At 57.5% G+C, this 20,236-nt stretch carries 23 protein-coding genes; 9 read left to right on the top strand and 14 right to left on the bottom strand.

The window, feature by feature from the left end; genetic code table 11:
• Positions 1–20 precede the first annotated feature (20 nt).
• From ACR0DH_RS02090 to ACR0DH_RS02070, 5 genes are all read right to left on the bottom strand, one after another.
• Positions 21–239 carry a GTA head formation protein, RCAP_rcc01685 family gene (locus ACR0DH_RS02090; RefSeq protein WP_480546791.1) on the bottom strand — a complete coding sequence of 73 codons (219 nt, stop codon included), beginning with the start codon at positions 237–239 and terminating at the stop codon, positions 21–23.
• Positions 232–1,392 carry a phage portal protein gene (locus tag ACR0DH_RS02085; RefSeq protein WP_480546789.1) on the bottom strand — a complete coding sequence of 387 codons (1,161 nt, stop codon included), beginning with the start codon at positions 1,390–1,392 and terminating at the stop codon, positions 232–234. The genes ACR0DH_RS02090 and ACR0DH_RS02085 overlap by 8 nt, the downstream gene beginning before the upstream one ends.
• Positions 1,393–1,560: 168 nt before the next feature.
• On the bottom strand, positions 1,561–2,211 hold the full coding sequence (locus ACR0DH_RS02080) for a hypothetical protein (protein ID WP_480546787.1): 651 nt from the start codon (positions 2,209–2,211) through the stop codon (positions 1,561–1,563).
• 88 nt (positions 2,212–2,299) lie between these two features.
• Positions 2,300–3,586 carry a DNA-packaging protein gene (locus ACR0DH_RS02075; protein ID WP_480547294.1) on the bottom strand — a complete coding sequence of 429 codons (1,287 nt, stop codon included), beginning with the start codon at positions 3,584–3,586 and terminating at the stop codon, positions 2,300–2,302.
• A gap of 535 nt (positions 3,587–4,121) precedes the next feature.
• Positions 4,122–4,589, bottom strand: a complete 468-nt coding sequence (locus tag ACR0DH_RS02070) for an Lrp/AsnC family transcriptional regulator (RefSeq protein WP_480542428.1) — start codon at positions 4,587–4,589, stop codon at positions 4,122–4,124.
• A 109-nt stretch (positions 4,590–4,698) separates the two neighbouring features.
• Between ACR0DH_RS02070 and phhA the strand changes: the two genes are divergently transcribed.
• Positions 4,699–5,499: a phenylalanine 4-monooxygenase gene (gene phhA, locus ACR0DH_RS02065; protein ID WP_480546785.1), complete on the top strand. Its 801-nt coding sequence runs from the start codon at positions 4,699–4,701 to the stop codon at positions 5,497–5,499.
• 331 nt (positions 5,500–5,830) lie between these two features.
• On the top strand, positions 5,831–7,093 hold the full coding sequence (locus ACR0DH_RS02060) for a DEAD/DEAH box helicase (protein WP_480546783.1): 1,263 nt from the start codon (positions 5,831–5,833) through the stop codon (positions 7,091–7,093).
• A 49-nt stretch (positions 7,094–7,142) separates the two neighbouring features.
• Here ACR0DH_RS02060 and mltG read toward each other — a convergent pair whose 3' ends face one another.
• From mltG to fabD, 7 genes are all read right to left on the bottom strand, one after another.
• The gene (mltG, locus tag ACR0DH_RS02055) at positions 7,143–8,300 is read right to left on the bottom strand and encodes an endolytic transglycosylase MltG (RefSeq protein WP_480546781.1); all 1,158 of its coding nucleotides are present in this window, start codon (positions 8,298–8,300) and stop codon (positions 7,143–7,145) included.
• Positions 8,301–9,566 (bottom strand): beta-ketoacyl-ACP synthase II, encoded by a 1,266-nt coding sequence (fabF, locus tag ACR0DH_RS02050; protein ID WP_480546779.1) that lies wholly within the window; start codon positions 9,564–9,566, stop codon positions 8,301–8,303.
• Positions 9,567–9,689: 123 nt separating this feature from the next.
• The gene (locus tag ACR0DH_RS02045) at positions 9,690–10,433 is read right to left on the bottom strand and encodes a 1-(5-phosphoribosyl)-5-[(5-phosphoribosylamino)methylideneamino]imidazole-4-carboxamide isomerase (protein WP_480542418.1); all 744 of its coding nucleotides are present in this window, start codon (positions 10,431–10,433) and stop codon (positions 9,690–9,692) included.
• 121 nt (positions 10,434–10,554) lie between these two features.
• The gene (locus ACR0DH_RS02040; protein ID WP_480546777.1) at positions 10,555–11,094 is read right to left on the bottom strand and encodes a GNAT family N-acetyltransferase; all 540 of its coding nucleotides are present in this window, start codon (positions 11,092–11,094) and stop codon (positions 10,555–10,557) included.
• A gap of 139 nt (positions 11,095–11,233) precedes the next feature.
• On the bottom strand, positions 11,234–11,467 hold the full coding sequence (locus tag ACR0DH_RS02035) for an acyl carrier protein (protein WP_008756330.1): 234 nt from the start codon (positions 11,465–11,467) through the stop codon (positions 11,234–11,236).
• Between the two features lie 210 nt (positions 11,468–11,677).
• A complete protein-coding gene (gene fabG, locus ACR0DH_RS02030; RefSeq protein ID WP_480542415.1) occupies positions 11,678–12,415 on the bottom strand; it encodes a 3-oxoacyl-[acyl-carrier-protein] reductase in 738 nt (245 codons plus the stop codon).
• A 42-nt stretch (positions 12,416–12,457) separates the two neighbouring features.
• Positions 12,458–13,396 carry an ACP S-malonyltransferase gene (fabD, locus tag ACR0DH_RS02025; protein ID WP_480546775.1) on the bottom strand — a complete coding sequence of 313 codons (939 nt, stop codon included), beginning with the start codon at positions 13,394–13,396 and terminating at the stop codon, positions 12,458–12,460.
• A 166-nt stretch (positions 13,397–13,562) separates the two neighbouring features.
• Between fabD and ACR0DH_RS02020 the strand changes: the two genes are divergently transcribed.
• Positions 13,563–14,789, top strand: a complete 1,227-nt coding sequence (locus tag ACR0DH_RS02020; protein WP_480546773.1) for a cytochrome b/b6 domain-containing protein — start codon at positions 13,563–13,565, stop codon at positions 14,787–14,789.
• Positions 14,790–14,853: 64 nt separating this feature from the next.
• On the opposite strand, the gene ACR0DH_RS02015 is transcribed toward ACR0DH_RS02020, so the two are convergent.
• Positions 14,854–15,426 (bottom strand): YceI family protein, encoded by a 573-nt coding sequence (locus ACR0DH_RS02015; protein WP_480542409.1) that lies wholly within the window; start codon positions 15,424–15,426, stop codon positions 14,854–14,856.
• Between the two features lie 129 nt (positions 15,427–15,555).
• A complete protein-coding gene (locus tag ACR0DH_RS02010) occupies positions 15,556–16,074 on the bottom strand; it encodes a hypothetical protein (protein ID WP_480546771.1) in 519 nt (172 codons plus the stop codon).
• A 282-nt stretch (positions 16,075–16,356) separates the two neighbouring features.
• Here ACR0DH_RS02010 and rpsF point away from each other — a divergent pair, with 282 nt between their 5' ends.
• The 6 genes from rpsF (at position 16,357) to ACR0DH_RS01980 (ending at position 20,138) form a co-directional block, all read left to right on the top strand.
• Entirely contained in the window at positions 16,357–16,710 is a 354-nt protein-coding gene (gene rpsF / locus ACR0DH_RS02005; protein WP_170530602.1) for a 30S ribosomal protein S6, read from the top strand.
• A gap of 27 nt (positions 16,711–16,737) precedes the next feature.
• Positions 16,738–16,965 (top strand): 30S ribosomal protein S18, encoded by a 228-nt coding sequence (gene rpsR, locus ACR0DH_RS02000; protein WP_005608650.1) that lies wholly within the window; start codon positions 16,738–16,740, stop codon positions 16,963–16,965.
• 12 nt (positions 16,966–16,977) lie between these two features.
• Positions 16,978–17,601 (top strand): 50S ribosomal protein L9, encoded by a 624-nt coding sequence (gene rplI, locus ACR0DH_RS01995; protein WP_480546769.1) that lies wholly within the window; start codon positions 16,978–16,980, stop codon positions 17,599–17,601.
• A 150-nt stretch (positions 17,602–17,751) separates the two neighbouring features.
• The gene (locus tag ACR0DH_RS01990; protein ID WP_480542404.1) at positions 17,752–18,237 is read left to right on the top strand and encodes a transglycosylase SLT domain-containing protein; all 486 of its coding nucleotides are present in this window, start codon (positions 17,752–17,754) and stop codon (positions 18,235–18,237) included.
• Between the two features lie 237 nt (positions 18,238–18,474).
• Entirely contained in the window at positions 18,475–19,176 is a 702-nt protein-coding gene (locus ACR0DH_RS01985; protein WP_353006449.1) for a LuxR family transcriptional regulator, read from the top strand.
• 107 nt (positions 19,177–19,283) lie between these two features.
• On the top strand, positions 19,284–20,138 hold the full coding sequence (locus ACR0DH_RS01980) for an acyl-homoserine-lactone synthase (RefSeq protein ID WP_480546767.1): 855 nt from the start codon (positions 19,284–19,286) through the stop codon (positions 20,136–20,138).
• The last annotated feature ends 98 nt before the right edge of the window (positions 20,139–20,236 follow it).

Raw genomic sequence — 20,236 nt, 5'->3', positions numbered from 1 at the left:
CTCCATGTAACTAACTGAAATCAAGGCGTTACCACCAAAAGAGACTGAAAGGCTTGCGCCAGGATCACCGCCGCCACGCCATAAACGGTCAACCACAACCGTTTCTCCAGCCGCTCCATCATCTCTTCAATCTGGTCCAGCCGCCTGCACAGATGCGCATGCTGGATCTCGGCCACCCGCTCATGCGCGGCCAGCCGCAGGCCCGGCGCACATTCGAACGGAGGATACGGATCAGCCATCCGCACGCTCCGGCAGCCCCAACAACGCGCGCTTCTCGGCATCACTCAGGAAATCGGCCCCATTGACCCGCGCCCATTGCGCATCCCGTTCCGCCGACAGAGCCGGGACCTGATCCAGATCGGGCTTCAGCACCAGTTCCTCGCCGGTAAAGCCCATCAGCCAATCCGACACCGCCGCCGCCACCCGCGTCACCAGGGGCAATACAGTCAAGCGATAGAACGCCCGGTTGGCCTCCTGATAGTTCGAATAGGTCGCATCACCTTGGATTCCCAGCAGCATCGGCGGGACCCCAAAGGCCAGCGCGATCTCGCGGGCGGCGGCTTCCTTGGTCTTTTGAAACTCCATATCGGACGGAGAGAACCCCATCGGTTTCCAATCCAGCCCCCCTTCCAGAACCATCGGACGGCCAGCATTCCGCGCCCCGCGATAGTTCTGCTCGATCTCATCGGACAGGCGGCGGAACTGATCCTCGGCCATCACCCCATGGCCATCACCCTTCCAGACCAAAGCGCCAGAAGGCCGCGCGGCATTGTCCAGCAGCGATTTCGACCATCGAGACGCGCTGTTATGCACATCAATCGCCATCGCCGCCGCCTGCATCGGCGAGAACCCATAATGATCATCCTGCGGGTGGAACGACTTGATATGGCAGATATTTTCCGCCGCAAACCGGTGCTTCTTGCCGCCGACCGCATAGTCATACGCCTTGGGCCACCCATCCGCCCCCGGCACCACGCTCATCCGGTCTGATCGCAGCACATGCAACTCAACCGGCAGGCCTTCCTCAGCCTGAACCGCCTCGACATAAGCGTTGCCCGACAGTAGCAACTGCCCGAACAGAGCCTCCATCAACTCCGCCCGCCCCTGCGCCGCATTTGGACGGCGCATGAGGCTCAGGATCGGATGCACATCAAACCGCTGCGCCTGATCCTGCAACACCAAGGGCAACGCCGCCGCCGCCTCGGCAATCAGCTTGACGGACCGAAACCCCACCGGGTTCCCCGAAAACCCCGTCCGCGTCAGCGACACCGCATCCCGAGGGCTCCACGCCACACGCCCGCCCGTCTGCCACGCCACCACAGGCCCCGCCGCGCTCGCCTTCGCCTCGGGCGCTGCCTCAGCCGATCCACGACGCAAGAAATCGAATACCATCTGTGCTCCTTTCTGCCGCCGCTCTGCCCGGCTTGTTGAAAGGAGTTATGACGGAAAGAAGTTTAAGGCTTGGGAATGGGGCGTACGGGGGGTGGGCAACGGTGGTAACAGGACGAGCAACAAACCCCTAAAATTCCAACGGCCCTCTAACAGAAATGACCTTGGAGATCAGGCGTCGTTAGCCGCCTTTCGATCCTCTGCACAAGACCTTATCATCACAAGCAACTGTTCTGAGTTTGCCAGATAGTCCAGGAAAATCGGTTGAACACCACGATCAAACCGTTCCGGATGACCTGGATGCGACAAACCAAACCCTAGGAATTGAACCTGTTGTTCTGAAAGCAGGGTTCCTACCCTTAGGGACGGATAAGGCCGGGTAGGTAGAACCTCGTATGGAAATGTTTTTGAATGTTCGCACGAAACGACAAATAGCCGGGTGCCAAGCCTCCAGTTTCTTCCCAAACGACAGATGATTACACGTGTATCGGTCACGTAGTAGATTAAATTGCTCAAAACGAACTGGCGCTGAGAGGCGAGGTAGGCCGAAAACGAAAGCAAGGCTACCGTTGCAATGCCATACACAAACAGCGCCTTAAATCGACCGAAGCGTGCATCTGGGTCAGCATCAATTAATGGTAGCGTTGCCCAAAGCGCAATAAGTGCCACCAGAATAAACACTTGCAACTTCTGTTCTTCGCCTACAGCTTGAAAAAACTTCAAGCCAAAACCCGGACGTCCTGACCAAAGCAAGCGCTCTTTTGGAGTCAGAATTTCTTCCAGATCAGGCGCACGAAGAGCAGTAACTGAAACGAATGACATGCGATTTTCCATACCGCGCGTAAGCCCCTGAAACCAGATAAAATTGGTGTAAGACGCATCAGCAACCACCCACCAAAGAAGTAGCGTTTCACAAACTCCGCACCCTCGGCCTTCTAAACACCCCCGCAGGCCCCACGACCAGTTCATGCAGCGCCCAGACCAGAGCATCAACCCGGTCGGGCGAGCCCTGCCCCTCGAACCCGCGCGCGGTCATCTGGCACATCTGCTCCTCCAGCGCGTCCAGCCCGGCCACATGGCTCACCCGCCCTTGCTCATATAAAGCCGCCACAGGCTCGGCCCGCGCGACCTTGCCGCGTGAGGCCCTCACCGCGCGATAAGGGACCAGAGGGTCCACCTGCCGCACCACCTCTTCCACCAGTTGCCCGCCCTGATTGACCTCGGCCACCAGCCGCTCGGCCCCAAACTTGTCCATCGCGTCAATTGCCGCCTGCGCCCAGCCCGCCGGGCCAACGCCCTGCACCGTCCGGTCAGCCAGCACATAGGCCCGCCACGCCTCGGGCGGCCCCTGTAGCTGAGCACCCACGACCACGATCCCGCAAGCATCCGCATCCGACCCCGCCGTCACCGCCGGGTCCAGCGCCACCACGACGCGATCCAACGCGGGCACCTGCGCACAGCGCGCCGCCTCTAGCATCGAACCGGTCCACAGCGCGCCTTCGGCATCCGACAGCAGCACCCCGTCCAATTCCTGCCGTCCCAGCCGCGTGCCCGCATAGCGCGCACGGACCTCCTGCAAGAACGACTCCGCCAGATTGGCCCGGTTCGCTTCGGTCGGCGCATGGGTCTGCACGGTGGACGGAGACGCCAGCAAGTCCTTCAAAACCTTCACATTGCGCGGCGTGGTCGTCACACAGACCCGAGGACGATCCCCCAACCGCAACGCAAATTGCAACATATCCCAGGTCTCGCCCGCCTTCTTCCACTTGGCCAACTCATCCACCCAGGCCGCATCGAATTGAGGGCCGCGCAACCCCTCAGGATCATGCGCCGAAAACGCCTGCGCCTCGGCCCCGTTGGGCCATATCAGCTTGCGTTCCGATGCCTTCCACGTAGGTCGCCGATCCGGCGGCGAGCACTGCAATATCCCGCTATCGCCAAAGATCATCACATCGCGTACCTGATCAAAGGTCTCACCGACCAATGCCACACGACAGGTCTCGCCGCGCTCCAGCGGCAAAGATCCTTCAACCATCGACCGCACCCATTCCGAGCCTGCGCGCGTCTTGCCCGCCCCGCGCCCGCCCATGATCACCCAGGATCGCCAGTCGCCCTCGGGCGGCAACTGATGCGGCAGCGCCCAGAACTCGAACAGGAAAGGGAGGGCACACAGCCCCCCCTCCCCGATCTCACTCAGAAATCTGTCCTGCACCGCAGCAGGCGCGGAGGCGAGCCAGCCTGCACCCGATCTCAGATCGTGCCCGATCAAGGTCGAGCGCGTACCCTCCTTGGGCAATACCGGCTTGTCTGTGATTTTGTTCGACAAAGCTTGTCTCCACTTTCTGACAACTGCGGATCAGCCCCTCTAACTGCCCGAGTTGCTTAGCTGAACCAGCAAGATCTGCATCCTCCCCGGCCCCAATTTGCTTGCGCAGGTCTTCCGCCGCTTGCCGCAAACTGCGAATGGACGCCTCAAGCGACCGCAACAAATCGGCCGTTTGGGAGATCCGCTCTTCCGGGGTAATTAACGTCATGTTTGCTTGTGACCTCATGCGTGAGTTTTCTCCGCACGACAGAAACGAAAAACGGCCGCCGGGTCGCCCCGGGGCCGTTGCCCACTTCTTCTAGCATGACACAACTAATACGCGATACCGCGCGCAAAGTCAATGTTGCACGCAACGGCCCGCAACACCTAACGCACGGAAATTGTTAATTTTTCTTAAGATTTAGACTTACAAGATCGGTAGAGGCCCACGCGTTTTGGTCTGACGCAAAACAAAGTTGCTGCGCGTGTCGCGTACCAGCCCTGATTTCAAAAGCCGCTGCATGATAAAATGCTCCAGATCTTCGGGCGTCTTCGCGTAAACCTTGAGAATGAAATCATGATCCCCTGTAATCGAAGCGCACTCAACGATCTGCGGCTCTGATTCAACCAGGCGCAGGAACGAGGAGATGCTGTCTTCCTGATGATCCTGCAAGGCAACATGTATATAAGCAATCGCGTTCAGACCCACCGCCTTGGCTGTAACTTGCGCGCGATACCCCGATACGACACCCGCAGCTTCAAGATCACGAACCCGCCGCCAGCATTGCGACGCGGACAGGCTGGTTCGTTCCGCCAATTCCTGCATCGACAGACGGCCACTGACCTGCAGCTCCCGCAGGATTGAAATGTCCGAGGACTGAAGTGTTTCTTTCACTTTTGGCTCTCTTCTGAATTGTTCATCTCAATTCTGGCGAGATTTCCACGAATTTCAAAGATTTTTCTTGGCACGACACCTCTAGACTCGTTGTAGGAGGATGCCCGAGATGCCCAAATCAACCAAGTACACTGCAAAATGCGCCGATGCGCAGGGTCACATTGACTATTCCGCAGAAGAAGACGCTGTCTGGGCCGATCTCTATGCCGCTCAAGAACCGAACATTCGCAGCTTCATGGCCCGGGAATATCTGGATGGTTTGGACCGTTTGAACCTTCCCAAAACCAAAGTCCCCTCATGTGCAGACGTCTCGGACCGACTGCTCGACTTGACCGGCTGGCAGGTTCAACCCGTTCCGGCCTTGATCGGTTTCAAAGAGTTCTTTGGAATGTTGGCTAACAAGGTCTTTCCTGCCGCGTCTTTCATCCGCTCTCGCGAAGATTTCGACTACATCGAAGAACCAGATATCTTTCACGAAATCTTCGGACACACTCCCCTTCTCAGCGACCCGCGCTTTGCAGCGTTCAGTCACGCAATCGGAGCGGCCGGAACACGGGCAGATGCCTCCGACTACATTTGGTTGATCCGCCTCTACTGGTTCTCGATCGAGTTTGGCTTGCGCCGCCAGAACGGGCAAATCAAAGCGCTCGGATCTGGTCTTGCATCCTCGCCAACCGAACTGATTTATTCTGTGTCCAGTGATGTTCCCGACCGCGATCCGTTTGATGTTCTGACTATTCTGCGCACACCATATCGAATTGACATGCATCAGATGGGATATTTCGTTTTGGACGATCCCGAAGAACTCTTCGCCGCTGCAGAACGTGATCTCCTTGCCGATGTGCATCAGGCGCGTTCGTTGGGCCTGTTACCAAACAAGTTCCCACCAAAGGCCACGGCTGCCGAATGAAGCATCAAAATCGATTTGTCACCTGCGGTCAAACGGCCACTGGCCGGTAGTTCGCATGGTTCATGGCTTGACAATCCTCTCTCGACACCGCATGTGCCCCTCAAACAGCGCTGATGCGTGAGCACAGGCGGGCCTCACCCGCCTCACAGCGCCCTACAAACACTTCTCCAGTTCCCCTTCACGCAGGGTTCTTGATGCGACGGCCAGATAGTACAGGGTGCGCCTGTATATCCCGAGGTCACGCAAAACCCCTGCCGGTTGCGCGGTTGCCGCGCGACCTGTTTCAATTGCGCTCCTGCCAATGTGGCCCGGGGCCAAAAAAGGATAGACATTGTTCGACTTCGATATGCTGGGCCTGGCGCCCGCGCTGAACGACGCGCTGAAACGCGCAAACTTTTCTGAACCGACCCCGATCCAGAATCAGGCCATTCCATTGGCCCTGAACGGGCATGACATCCTCGGCCTGGCTCAAACGGGAACCGGCAAAACGCTGGCGTTTGGCCTGCCTTTGATCAATCAACTCTTGGCCCAACCGGGCAAGCCCGACCCCAAAACCGCCAAGGCCCTGATCCTTGCCCCGACGCGCGAGCTGGTAAACCAGATCGCCGACAGCCTGCGCAATCTGACCAGAAAGACAAAGCTGCGCGTCGCCACTGTTGTGGGCGGCCAATCGATCAACAAACAGATCGCCTTTCTGGCTCGCGGCACAGACATTCTGGTGGCGACCCCCGGTCGTCTGATCGACCTGATGGAGCGTGGGGCCGTAGATCTTGGCGCTGTGCGCCATCTGGTACTGGACGAGGCCGACCAAATGCTGGACTTGGGCTTTATCCACGCACTACGCAAGATCGCGCCTGCTCTGGGCACTCCGCGCCAGACCATGCTGTTCTCGGCCACCATGCCCAAGCAGATGGAAGAGCTTAGCCGAGCGTATCTGACCAACCCGCAGCGTGTGCAGGTGTCGCCTCCGGGCAAGGCCGCAGACAAGATCACCCAATCGGTCCATTTCGTCAGCAAGCCGGAAAAGCCCCGAAAGCTGCGTGAAATCCTGTCGCAGGATACTGATGCGCTGACGCTCGTCTTCTCGCGCACCAAACACGGGGCCGAGAAGCTGATGAAAGGCCTTGTCGCAGATGGCTACAACGCGGCCTCGATCCATGGCAACAAAAGTCAGGGGCAACGAGATCGCGCGATCAAGGCCTTCCGCGCTGGTGAAATTACGGTGCTCGTCGCAACGGATGTGGCCGCACGCGGGATCGACATTCCCGGCGTGGCTTATGTTATCAACTACGACTTGCCCGAGGTACCCGACAACTATGTCCATCGCATCGGGCGCACCGCCCGCGCCGGACGCGAAGGCGAGGCTATTGCCTTCTGTTCCCCGGAAGAGGTTGACCTGCTGCGCCAGATTCAGAAGCTCATGAAAATCGACATCCCCTTCGCCAGCGGTGAGATGCCCGAGGCCGTCCAAATGGAACGCCCCGGTCGGCGACAAGGCAACAGACGCCGCAGCTTCAAGCCGAAACCAGCAAACGGGACGTCAAAGCCTTCGCAATCCAAGCGTCGGCGCCCCCGCCGCAAACCGGCAGCTTGATCGAGACAAAAAAACAGCGCCCTAATCGGCGCTGTTTTTTCTTCTTAGTTTAGTTGCCCGAATTCCGCTCGGCCTCAATCTCGCGCCATTTGGCGACATTGCGGTTATGTTCTTGCAACGTCTCAGCAAAGGCATGACCACCTGTTCCATCGGCAACAAAGAAAATGAAATCCGTGTTGTCCGGGGACACGGCTGCCTCAAGGCTCGCCTGACCGGGGTTCGCAATCGGTGTAGGTGGCAAACCATCAATCTGATAAGTGTTCCACGGCGTTGGGCGGTTCAATTCGCTGCGACGCAGCCCACGTCCCAACGTCCCCTGCCCCTTGGTGACACCATAGATCACAGTCGGGTCCGTTTGCAGCCTCATGCCCTGATTCAAACGGTTTACAAACACGCTCGCCACCTGCCCGCGTTCACCGGCGACGCCGGTTTCCTTCTCGATGATCGACGCTAGGATCAGCATCTCTTCGGGGCTTTGCAGCGGCAGACCATCCTGACGGCTCTCCCAGGCTGCATTGATACGCAGCTGTTGCTTGTCTTGCATCGCCTTAAGGATTTCGTTCCGGTCCTGCCCGGCGTCAACATCATAGCTGTCCGGCGCCAACGATCCTTCGGCAGGAATTTCAGTCACCTCACCGCTCAGCGCTTCAAAACCCTTCAATGCCTCGACCACCTGCCACGAGGTCACACCCTCGGCCAGCGACACACGATAGCGAGTATCCGCTTCGCCACGTTTCTCAGTGTAAGCCTCAGGCGTTTCTTCTTCCGCAGCATCAAATGACGCGATTTCGTCGAAATCCAGCGTTGCCGGATTCAGTTCACGCACCCGCGTCTGGGCACGGGTCACACCGATCCGGTATTCTATCTCAGACCCACAGGTGCTGGCGCCGCTGCTGGTGATTTCGTCGATGATCTCCTCCATCGACGCACCTTCGCGCACCAGAAAGCTACCAGCCTTCAACTGTTGCGACCGGTCGGTGTAATCCGCCGCCATACGAAAGATCGTGGCACTGCTGATGGCGCCCTGATCCTCTAGCTCACGGCTGACGCGGGTCATGTTCGATCCGCCTGCAACCTGCAGACAGATCGCAGTTTCTAACGGGCCTTCGGCCTTATACTGGCTCTGGCCCCACAGGATCAGACCGCCCATCAGAAACAGGCCGACCACCAGAATGGTCAGCGCGTTTGATGCAATGGCCCGCCACATTTAACTGACTTTCCCGAAGATCACGCTGGCATTGGTGCCGCCAAACCCGAACGAGTTCGACAGGGCTACATTGATCTCACGCTCACGCTTGGCATTCGGTGCCAGATCAATCGCGGTTTCAACCGCAGGGTTGTCCAGGTTGATCGTCGGCGGGGCCACCTGATCCCGGATCGCCAGGATCGAGAAGATCGCCTCAATCGCGCCTGCAGCGCCCAACAGGTGCCCTGTGGCCGATTTAGTCGAGGTCATCGTGGCATTCGCGGCATGCTCACCCAATAGCCGCTCAACCGCGCCCAGTTCGATTGTGTCCGCCATGGTCGAGGTGCCATGTGCGTTTATATAGTCCAAATCCTTCGGCTCAAGACCTGCGCTGCGTAGCGCGGCCTTCATCGAACGCTCGGCACCGTCTCCATCCTCGGACGGTGCTGTGATGTGATAGGCGTCACCCGACATGCCATAGCCCAGCACCTCGGCATAAATCTTGGCACCGCGCGCCTTGGCGTGTTCATAGTCTTCCAGCACCACGATGCCCGATCCTTCGCCCATGACAAATCCGTCGCGGTCGATGTCATAAGGGCGGCTGGCTTTCTTCGGATCGTCGGCATATTTGGTCGACAGCGCTTTGCACGCGTTAAAACCCGCAATTCCGATCTCACAGATACAGCCTTCGCCGCCGCCTGCGATCATCACATCCGCATCCCCTGCGCGAATGATCCGGCTGGCATCACCAATTGCATGAGCCCCGGTCGAACAGGCTGTCACAACGGAATGGTTCGGCCCCTTGAACCCAAACCGGATCGATACCTGCCCCGAAGCCAGGTTGATCAGAGCACCCGGAATAAAGAAAGGCGACACGCGGCGCGGTCCCTTGTCACGGATCAGATTGGCGGTTTCGGCAATCGAGCCCAGACCACCAATTCCGGACCCAATCAGAACCCCAGTCCGCAGGCGATCTTCCTCACCTTCCGGGGTCCAGCCTGCATCCTTGCACGCCATTTCGGCTGCAGCGATGGAATACAGGATAAAATCCTCGATCTTGCGCTGTTCTTTCGGCGGCATCCAATCGTCAGGATTGAATGTGCCGTTTGTTCCGTCGCCACGGGGAACTTCGCATGCATATGTCGTGGTGACACCGCTTGCTTCGGCATCAAACAACGTGATGGGGCCTGCGCCGGACTCACCGTCCAACAGGCGCGACCAGGTTTCTTCGACCCCGCTGGCCAAAGGAGTGACCAATCCCAGACCGGTTACGACGACTCTGCGCATGTAGTGCCTCTTGCCTGCTTGCTGTTATGAGAAACGCTCATACCCCGGCCCGGGGTCCGGGGGCAAGAGCAAGGCGATAATCGGCGCAAGCGACTTACCGCCTTGCTGTCAATCTTTGCGGTACTACTGAAACTGCGCGACGGGTTCCCGCGCCGAGGCGGCAACGTCAAGCACATCGGACAGATCCACGGTCTTGCGGAACAATGCGCGGCCCACCAAGGCCCCCGCGATGTTAGGTATATAGCTAAGGCGCGAGATATCGTCGGCCGTGCGTACAACCCCACTGGCAATGACCGGTGTCCGAGAATGCTGCGCCAGCCCAGAGATTAATCCAAGCTGCGCCTCGACATCTTCCACATCGCTGTCAATATCGGTGACGAGAATGGCGGCAAAAGGTGTGCCATCAAACGCGTCGATGAACGCCTCAGGCGTGAATGCACTTTGGCTGCGCCACCCTTCGGTCATGACGAACCCTTTCCAGACATCCACCGCCAGAACGATCTGGTCCGGATAAAGCTTCGCCAGTTCCTTGACAAGGTTCGGGTCCCGGGCTGCTAGGGTTCCGATAACGATCCGACCGGCCCCTTTGTCGATCCAGTTTTCAACCTGCTCGCGGTTTCGCATGCCACCGGCCAGTTGCACCGGCATCTCTGCGGTACGGATCAATTCTTCGACCAGGTCGAAATTGGTATCGCGCCCTTCGATCGCATCGAAATCCGTCAGATGCATCCACTCAGCACCCGCTGTTGACCAGCCGCGTGCCGTTTCAACCGGATTCACATGCCAGATCATCGCCTCATCCAGACGGCCCTTGTCCAGTGTCACACACCGGCCGTTCTGCAATTCCATAGTGGGGTAAATCCTCATGAGCACGCTCCTTCGCCCAATCGCTCTAAAACACAGTGTAGCATAAAGGCAGGAACCGCGCCGGTTCGACCGGGATCGGCAAAGTTTGGTCGATTTGCGGCATCTGTGGTTTTCGGCGTATTTACGCCCGCGCAGGAGGGCCGTTGCGGCGCAGCAGATGAACATCGGCGCCGTTGAACTGCGCCGCGCGCATCCGCACATATCCAAGCTTCTTAGCCAGCTTCTGCGAGGACTCATTGGCGGCATTCACCATGGCCACCAACGGGCCCGGCATAATCCTGTCAAACCAGTCATGTGCGGCCAAAGCCGCCTCATATCCCAATCCCTGCCCTTGGGCCTCGGTGGCCAAAACCCAACCTGCTTCGGGACAGGCATCGAAATCCTCACCGAGCCCGCGATTTCCATAGAAAAACCCGGCCTGACCAATCAGCTTACGATTCGATTGCTGCAGAATGCCCCACTGGCCAAAGCCAGCCATCTGCCAATGCCCGGCGTTTCGTAAAAACGAATCCCAAGATTCCCCACGTGAGCGCGGCGAGCCGCCGATATGTTCGACCACACAGGGATCACGCCAGATTTCGGCAAAGCGCTCAAAATCCTCAGGCCGCATCGCACACAATGTCAGCCGCGCTGTATTGATCATAGGAGTGGATCTTATCATAGCCTGCCCACTTGGAATTATGCCTCAGTGGAAACAGTGATCAGCGAATGGCACTGGCGCAAGACAGAATTGCTGGCAGACAATAAAAAACGGCGCCTCCGTTGCCCGGAAGCGCCGCTTTTGATCAGAAATGAAACGCTTAGGACGCTTCGCTGATGAATTTGACCGCGTCGCCGAAGGTCTGAATGGTCTCGGCTGCGTCATCAGGGATCTCGATGCCGAACTCTTCTTCGAAGGCCATAACCAGTTCAACAGTGTCCAGGCTGTCTGCGCCCAGATCGTCGATGAAGGACGCGTTTTCCGCAACTTTGTCCTCTTCAACACCCAGGTGCTCAACAACGATCTTTTTAACGCGATCTGCGACGTCGCTCATGTCTATTCCTCATTCCTATTCAGGGCGGTTTGCCCGGTTCTGCCCTTGCCCGCTCAGGCTGGCCTTAATTTGCCCATTCCGGGCGGTTTGGGTCCCGGTGCACCGGGAAAGTAGAAGGCCGATCTGAACAACCGGCCTCTGCATAGATGCGCCGCCTATAACATAGTCGGCGCACAAGGCAAACGCTTTCGCGCCTGTCCTGTTATGCGCTCACAACATGGCCATACCGCCATTCACATGCAAGGTGCTTCCCGTGACATAGCCCGCTTCGGGGCTGGCTAGGTAAAGAACCGCCGCCGCGATTTCCTCGGGATCGCCCATCCGACCAGCCGGAACCTTAAGCAGCAGCCCCTTTTTCTGCTCCTCGGTCAGCTTCTCGGTCATGGCCGTGGTGATAAAGCCCGGGGCCACCGCGTTTACGGTAATACCGCGCGTTGCAACTTCATGCGCCAAGGCCTTGGAAAAGCCGATCATTCCGGCCTTCGACGCTGCATAGTTGGCTTGCCCCGGATTGCCGATCGCAGCCACAACGGACGAGACATTCACGATCCGGCCCCACCGCGCCTTCATCATGCCCCGGATAACGCCTTTGCACAGTTTCATGGTCGAGGTCATGTTCACGTCGATGACGCTCTGCCATTCCTCATCGGACATACGCATAAACAGATTGTCCCGGGTGATCCCAGCGTTGTTGACCAGAATATCCACCGATCCCATGGCCTCGGCTGCCTGTTTCGGCAGGGCCTCTACGGACTCGGGGTCACTCAAGTTGCAAGGCAGAACATGTGCACGCTCGCCCAGCTCATCTGCCAACGCTTTCAACGGCTCTACCCGTGTGCCGGACAGGCCAACCGTGGCCCCCGCACCATGCAGCGCGCGCGCAATGTAGCCTCCGATCCCGCCTGACGCGCCCGTGATCAGCGCATTCTTACCAGTCAAATCAAACATTCTGTTTCCTTCGTGAGGCGCCCTTGCGGGCGCATTCTATGCTTACGATTCGGCGCCAATGGCCTTTTGGACATCGTCAGGTGTGCCAACCGCCTTGCCGACTATGTCGCGGTTGATCTTGCGCACCATGCCTGACAGCGCCTTGCCTGCGCCGATCTCCCAGGTTTCGGTCACCCCTTGCGCTGCCATATACTGCACGCTTTCACGCCAGCGCACGGAACCGGTGACCTGTTCGACCAGCAACTGCCGGATCAGATCAGGGTCCGAGACCGCCTCGGCGCGCACATTGGCGACCAGAGGCACTGCCGGAGCTTTGATCTCAACCGCCGCTAGGGCCTCTGCCATTACATCTGCAGCAGGTTGCATCAGCGCACAGTGAAATGGAGCACTTACAGGCAACAAAATCGCACGTTTTGCACCCTTTTCTTTGGCAATCTCTGCCGCACGTTCGACGGCGGCCTTTGCGCCGGACACAACAACCTGGGTCGGATCGTTGTCATTGGCCGCCTGACAAACGTCACCCTGTGCGGCCTCTTCAGCCACGGCACGCACGCCTTCCAGGTCAAGACCAAGGATTGCAGCCATCGCGCCTTCGCCGACGGGAACCGCACTTTGCATCGCCTGCCCGCGCTTGCGCAAAAGGCGGGCGGTATCGGCGACCGACAATGCACCTGCAGCCGCCAGCGCTGAATATTCCCCCAGCGAATGCCCTGCCACAAAGGCCGCATCGGTGACCGAGACACCCTCAGCCTCCAACGCGCGCATTGCGGCCAGCGAGGTGGCCATCAGTGCGGGTTGAGCGTTCTGCGTCAGAGTGAGATCAGCAATGTCACCTTCCCAGATCAGATGGCTCAGTTTTTCACCCAGTGCGTCGTCGACCTCATCAAAAACGGCTTGGGCGGCCGGATAGGTTTCGGCCAGTGCTTTGCCCATTCCGATGGTCTGGGCACCCTGCCCCGGGAAAACGAACGCGCGTGTCATTGCAACCTCATAGATGACGTTAGGTTGCGGCGGGGTGTAAACTGACAAGGGGCGCGGCACAAGTAGGGTGCACAGCGGCACTGGGTATGTGCGCAAGCTGTTACTTGCACGCACGCCCGGTGGCTTTAGGTTGGACACAGCCAAACAAGTCCGGAGTTCCCATCCGATGCCCGCAAATAACACGTTCTCAAGCTATGGCAGTGTAACCAAAGCCTTTCACTGGCTGACCGCTCTGCTGATTTTTACGGCACTGCCTTTGGGATGGTTCGCAAACCAACTGGCCCACGCGATCTACGACCCCTCTATCCCGACCACAGAAGAGGATATCGCCCGCGCTGCTCAGATATTCTCAATTCATAAGACCGTTGGGATCGCAGTGTTCTTTGTCGCGCTGGGGCGCATCCTCTGGGCCGTCACGCAAACCAAACCCGGGCTGCTGAATGCCGAAAACAAGCCCGAAGCCTTCGCCGCCGAGACGGTGCATTGGATGCTCTATGCCTCTCTGGTTCTTGTCCCGCTGACGGGCTGGATACATCACGCCGCTGCCGAAGGATTTGCTCCGATTTTCTGGCCCTTTGGCCAAAACCTGCCCTTTGTTCCCAAATCGCCCTATGTGGCAGAGGTTACAGCCGGGCTGCACTGGCTGTTCATTTGGGTTCTGGCGGGGTCATTGGCACTGCACATCATGGGCGCTTTGAAGCACCATGTCATTGATAAGGACAGTACCCTGCGTCGCATGTTGCCCGGCCACTCTGACGCCCCGGAGCCCCCGGCCCAACACCACTCGATCCTGCCCGCCTTCGCAGCGCTGTGCCTCTGGGGCGCGGTTCTGATCGGCGGCGGGATGATCGGCATCTTTGCAGATCACTCCAAGGCACATACCGACACGACAGAGCTGGCTGAGGTGCAATCGGACTGGCGGGTGCAAGATGGCACCCTGTCGATCACGATCACGCAGCTAGGCAGCCCGGTCACCGGTGGTTTTGCGGATTGGACGGCAGCCATCGCTTTCGAGGACCCATCTGAGCCCGGTCTGGCCGGATCGGTTGATGTAAATGTATCTATCGGATCGCTTACCCTTGGAACGGTCACGGATCAGGCGATGGGCGCTGATTTCTTTGACAGTAGCCAGTTTCCAACCGCGCGGTTTGCAGCCGACCTGTATAAAACCGAAACCGGGTACGAGGCCCGCGGTCCCCTAACCATTCGAGACAAGACGCTGGATGTGGTTTTGCCGTTCGACCTGGAGCTTCAGGACAACACGGCTAACGTTGCAGGGCGGCTAGAGCTAAACCGTCTCGATTTCGATATCGGCGCGACGATGCCAGCCGAGGATTCGCTGGCCTTTGCCGTATCGGTTGCGATTGAACTGACCGCGAGCCGGGCCGAATAAGCCTACAAAAAAACCGCCGGAGCAAAGGCCGCCGGCGGTTTCTTTTCCAGAGTTAGTTCAAATCTTAGTCTGCTTTCTGCGCTTCGACCGAGATCTGAACCTCCACTTCATCGCTGACGAACGGGGCGAACTGGCCCAGATCGAACTCGCTACGAACCAGCGTTGTGGTCGCGTTGAAACCTGCCCATGGCTTATTAGCCATTGGGTGCTGATCCACTTTGTTCAGCTTTGCATCCAGAACAACCGATTTGGTGACGCCGTTCATGGTCAGATCACCTGTGATATTGGCTGTACCTTCGCCGGTGACTTCAATACCGGTCGAAGTAAAGGTGACCATGTCGCCCTCGGAGGCACCAAAGAAGTCTTCGGTCATGAAGTGATCTTCGCGCGCTTCCCAGCCGGTGAACATCGACATCACAGGCATGGAGACCGACACAGTCGAGGCTGCGGGGTCTTCCTGATCAAACATGATCTCGCCCTCAAAGCCCGAGAACATGCCATAGGTGGTCGAGAAACCAAGGTGGTCATAGCTGAAGATCACCTGGCTGTGGCTTGGGTCCAGAACGTATTTCTCGGCACTGGCGAACGCTGTGGTCGCCGACAGTGCAAGCGCGGCGGCAAGAAGTGTGGATTTCATGACAGTCTCCGGGTTTATGAACACTATGCAAACTAGTGCGTTTGCTCGGAAACAAAAATGTGCCGCCAAACGGCGGCACACAAGTCATTTTGATTCACAAACTCTGTTCCTTTTTGAACAGAATAAAAATCAAGCGAAAATTGTTACTGTTTGGCTCAATTGCGCTTTGAGCGCTCGGCTAACATCCGCCGATTGCAAGGGCAGCTTCATCAAAAGACTGCCATCGACGTCATAGAGTTCCACCTCATCGTCCTCGAAACGTGCTCCACCCAACGTGTCATAGCTGCGGCGCAGTACGGTCTGTGGGCGACCGTTTTCATTCTTTTGAAGAATGCGCACTTCGCGGCGGATTGGATCAAAATAGGCGTCTGGACGCGGGTCCATCAACTCGATCGTCAGTAGGCTGACCCCGATCATCAGGAACAACATGGATGCAGCCAGTTTGATCGGCCAGACCTCAGCGCCAATCACCGACCCGGGCATCAGCCACATGGAAAAGGCAGAGACGATCAGAAACGCGCCAACAACCCGCGCTAGAATGATCCGCGCCTGCCAATTCGCCTTGAACGCGATCTTGACCGGCACCGAATGCTCAAAGCTCGCGCTGGGGGTCTGCTTGGTAAGTGTGTTTGTGTTCATCGCGGTCATAACATATTCACCCTGAATAGGTTGCCTTTCTCGGCTAACTGTCCGGCTCATCTCCGGTTTGGTAAACAACCTTGAGCCGAAAAGCGTCAGGAATTGGGCGCAGCAAAGGAAATTGGGCGACTTCACCAAGGCATCTATGGCAGGTCTTGCCCCGCGCGCTGAAACGTGTATATCGGGCCATCCTTCGCATTACGTATGAATCGCGCAGCCTCTCGTGGCAGGGTCGCGAAGGACCAGATGGCCCCGCCTTTGAAATGCGCCTTGATATAAACAGGAGTGAACATGCCACTTTATGAGCATGTAATGATCGCGCGTCAGGATCTGTCCAACGCGCAGGCAGAAAGCCTTGTCGAACACTTCGGCACCGTTCTGGCTGACAATGGCGGCAACGTCATCGACAGCGAGTACTGGGGCGTTAAGACAATGGCCTACAAGATCAACAAGAACCGCAAGGGTCACTACTCTTTCCTGAAGACCGACGCCCCCGCCGGCGCCGTTCAGGAAATGGAGCGCCTGATGCGCCTGCATGATGACGTGATGCGCGTTCTGACCATCAAGGTCGACGAGCACGCCGAGGGCCCCTCGGTCCAGATGCAGAAGCGCGACGAGCGCGAAGGCCGCCGCGAGCGCCGCTGATCAACGCCTGACGAAAGGACATAAACCATGGCCGCAAAACCATTTTTCCGCCGCCGCAAGGTCTGCCCGTTCTCGGGTGAGAACGCGCCGAAAATCGACTACAAAGACACCCGTCTTCTGCAGCGCTACATCTCTGAGCGTGGCAAGATCGTACCTTCGCGCATCACCGCCGTTTCGGCGAAAAAGCAGCGTGAACTGGCCCGTGCTATCAAGCGCGCCCGCTTCCTCGCCCTGCTGCCCTACGCCGTGAAGTAAGGAGAGACTGACATGCAAGTTATCCTTCTGGAACGCGTTGCGAAACTGGGTCAGATGGGCGACGTCGTTGACGTCAAGCCCGGCTACGCCCGCAACTTCCTGCTGCCCCAGGGCAAAGCCCTGAGCGCGTCCGAGTCGAACATCGCCTCGTTCGAAGCCCGCAAGGCGCAGCTTGAAGCGCACAACCTGGAAACCAAGAAAGAAGCTGAAGCGCTGGCTGAAAAGCTGGATGGTCAGCAGTTCATCGTGATTCGCTCGGCATCGGATTCGGGCGCTCTCTACGGCTCGGTCACCCCGCGTGACGCCGCAGACGCCGCAACCGAAGCAGGCTTTACCGTCGACAAGAAACAGATTGCCTTGATCGCACCGATCAAGGAATTGGGTCTGCACGCGCTCGCCGTAAAGCTGCACCCCGAAGTTGAAGTCGAAATCAAGATGAACGTTGCCCGTTCGGAAGAAGAAGCCGAACTGCAAGCTTCGGGCAAATCGATTCAGGAACTGGCTGCCGAAGAAGAAGCCGCTGCTGAATTCGAAATCGCCGAACTGTTCGACGATATCGGCTCGGCCGCATCGGATGATGACGAACTGGTTGCCGACGCAGCACCCGCTGCTGAAGAAGACGAAGCAAAAGCCTGATCAGGCCTCGCTGAACACAACAAAGGGCTGCGCCTTCCGCGCGGCCCTTTTTTTATTTTCCAACCAGCAAAATTCGGCCCAAATTCAGGGATACGGTTGCGACACCCAATGCGATCCATATCATCGCAGTTCTGAGCTTGGAGTACATAAATGGCAGTCTTCTCCCGTCGTGGCCTCATCACCTTGATCGCGATCTCAGCCCTAAGCGCGTGTAGCGCCGCCGAGGTATCGCGGAACGACACCGAAGCATTCGATCCTCCGCTCTACCCCAATGAAACTCCAGAACTACGTGCATCCATCAACAATTGGGCTGATCACTACGACCTGCCCCGCGAACTCGTTCACAAGCTAGCGATCCGTGAAAGTACGCACAGACCGTGGGCTGTGAACCGACCGTATTACGGACTGTTGCAGATTCTGCCGGCCACAGCGCGCTCAATGGGTTATCAGGGCGACGCTCAGGGCCTTCTGGACGCGGACACCAATCTGGAGTTCGCTGGGAAGTACCTACGGGGTGCATGGCTGCTATCCGATGGTGACCAGCAACGAGCGATTTTCCTGTACGCCAAAGGCTTCTATCCCGAAGCAAAAGCGCGCGGAATGCTGGTTGAAACAGGCCTGAGACCGGCCCCCTGACACCGTGCCATTTCCGGGACACCGCCTGTGGATTTGGAATTTGGCAATAGTGATATAAATGTTCTAATCTACGCAAGTTATACTCAAATGTGCAGACAATTGGCACCTCGCCTTGTCATATTCTCAAAAGTATGTTGTCCTTTCTAATGTGAGGTAATTTGGGTTCCGCTCTAAGTTTACTACTGGTCCGAAGACACCATCGGGCTTGTGGGATGGGCCGCAGTTGGTAGACGCCGCATGGAAATTGTTGATCTGAGCACTCTGCCGGATGCAGAAACTCGGTACACCGAGTTTCTGAAACAAGTGTGCGAAAAGCATGATATGGATCATGCCGCCTATGCAGGCATGAACCCTGCGTCTGGCACGGTTGCGGGCTTTGTAACCTATGACGATGCTTGGACCGAACATTATCAGAACCAGGGGCTGATCATGATCGACCCCACGATCCACATGGCCCGCCGCAGTATTGCACCCGTTGATTGGAGCCGGTTGGAACGCGGCCCTGAATTTCAGCGCATGTTCAATGATGCCAGTGAATTTGGTATATCAAACCAAGGCGTTACGATACCTGTCCGCGGGCCGTTCGGGGACATCGGGTTGCTAAGCGCCTCGCGCGACTGCAGCAAGGAAGAGTGGCGCAAGCTCTACACCCATGTGATTGGTGACTTGCAATCCATGGCTGTACATATTCACGACCATGTCGTGTCTTCTGATGAGGTCACAAGTGCGCTCTACCATCCCAACCTTTCGACACGTGAAGTCGAGATTCTGCAATGGGTTGCAGCGGGGAAATCGCAACAGGATATCGGCGATATTCTATCGATTTCACATCGCACGGTTGAGGTTCATCTGCGATCCAGCCGCGAGAAACTCAGCGCATTGACAACGCCACAAGCGGTTGGTCGAGCTATTGCCATTGGCCTCATTACGCCTAGTTAACCACAAAAAACCCCAAATTCTGCCAAAATACGGGAAACCCCCAATAGAAAACCCCCGACAAAACGGTAACGTCTAGTTTACCGAACAACCACTCGAAGGGGGAAAAAATGATTGTTGTTGTTGATGGGCTGAACAGACACCTGTTCGGCGAAGTTCTCGACGAAATGTTTGAACTGCGCGCGCGCGTTTTCGGCGGGCGCCTTGGATGGGACGTAAAGATCGAAGACGGGAAAGAGATTGACGAATTCGATCATCTGGACCCGGCATACGTGATCGGACTCGACGACGGGGGGAATGTCGTCGCAGCCGTGCGTGCCCTACAGACCACCGGACCTCACATGCTGGCTGATGTTTTCTCAGCCATTCTCGACGGAGAAGCTCCGATCCGTAGCGCAAGAATGTGGGAATCCACACGCTTCTGCGTCGACACTCAAAGGCTCAGCCGCGGGAAAGAGAAAAACTCGGTCTCTTATGCGACCTGCGAATTGATGATTGGCTCGCTAGAATACGCCAAGAATGCTGGCATGGAAGACATCATCACTGTCATTGATCCGGTCATGGACCGGGTTCTGAAACGCTCGAATTGCGCGCCGTACGACTATGTGGGCAAAACCGTTCCGATGGGCAAAGTGTCGGCTCTGGCCGCACTGCTGGATTGTACTGACGAACGTATCCAAGGCATTCGCGAATTCGCCGGTATACACGAGGACGTGTTCTTGGAAGAAGAAGAGGCGCTGGCCCTGTTCAACTCGAAGAAAACCATCGAGCAGCAACCCGCGAACCGCGATCACAAACCGCTCACCGATCTTGAGAAATACTTTGTCGAGCAGATGAGCGCAGCGCGCACCGAAGAAGAACGTCAAGATGTTCTTCGGTTGATCGAAACGCTGACCGATACCTTCACGCCAGAGCAAAGACATGCTCTGCTAGATACCCCCCGTGCTTTTGCTCATGAGGCCTGACCCCCTCACCTCATAATACAAAAGCCACCCACGCGGAGCCGCCTTATTCAAAGGCGGCTCCGCTCTATTTTCAGCCCCCACAAAAGGGGGGGAAGAGG

It is taken from the genome of Ruegeria sp. I1 (genome assembly GCF_056532675.1).
The sequence above is the reverse complement of the archived record's forward strand: the minus strand, read 5'-3'. Positions and strand labels throughout refer to the sequence as shown.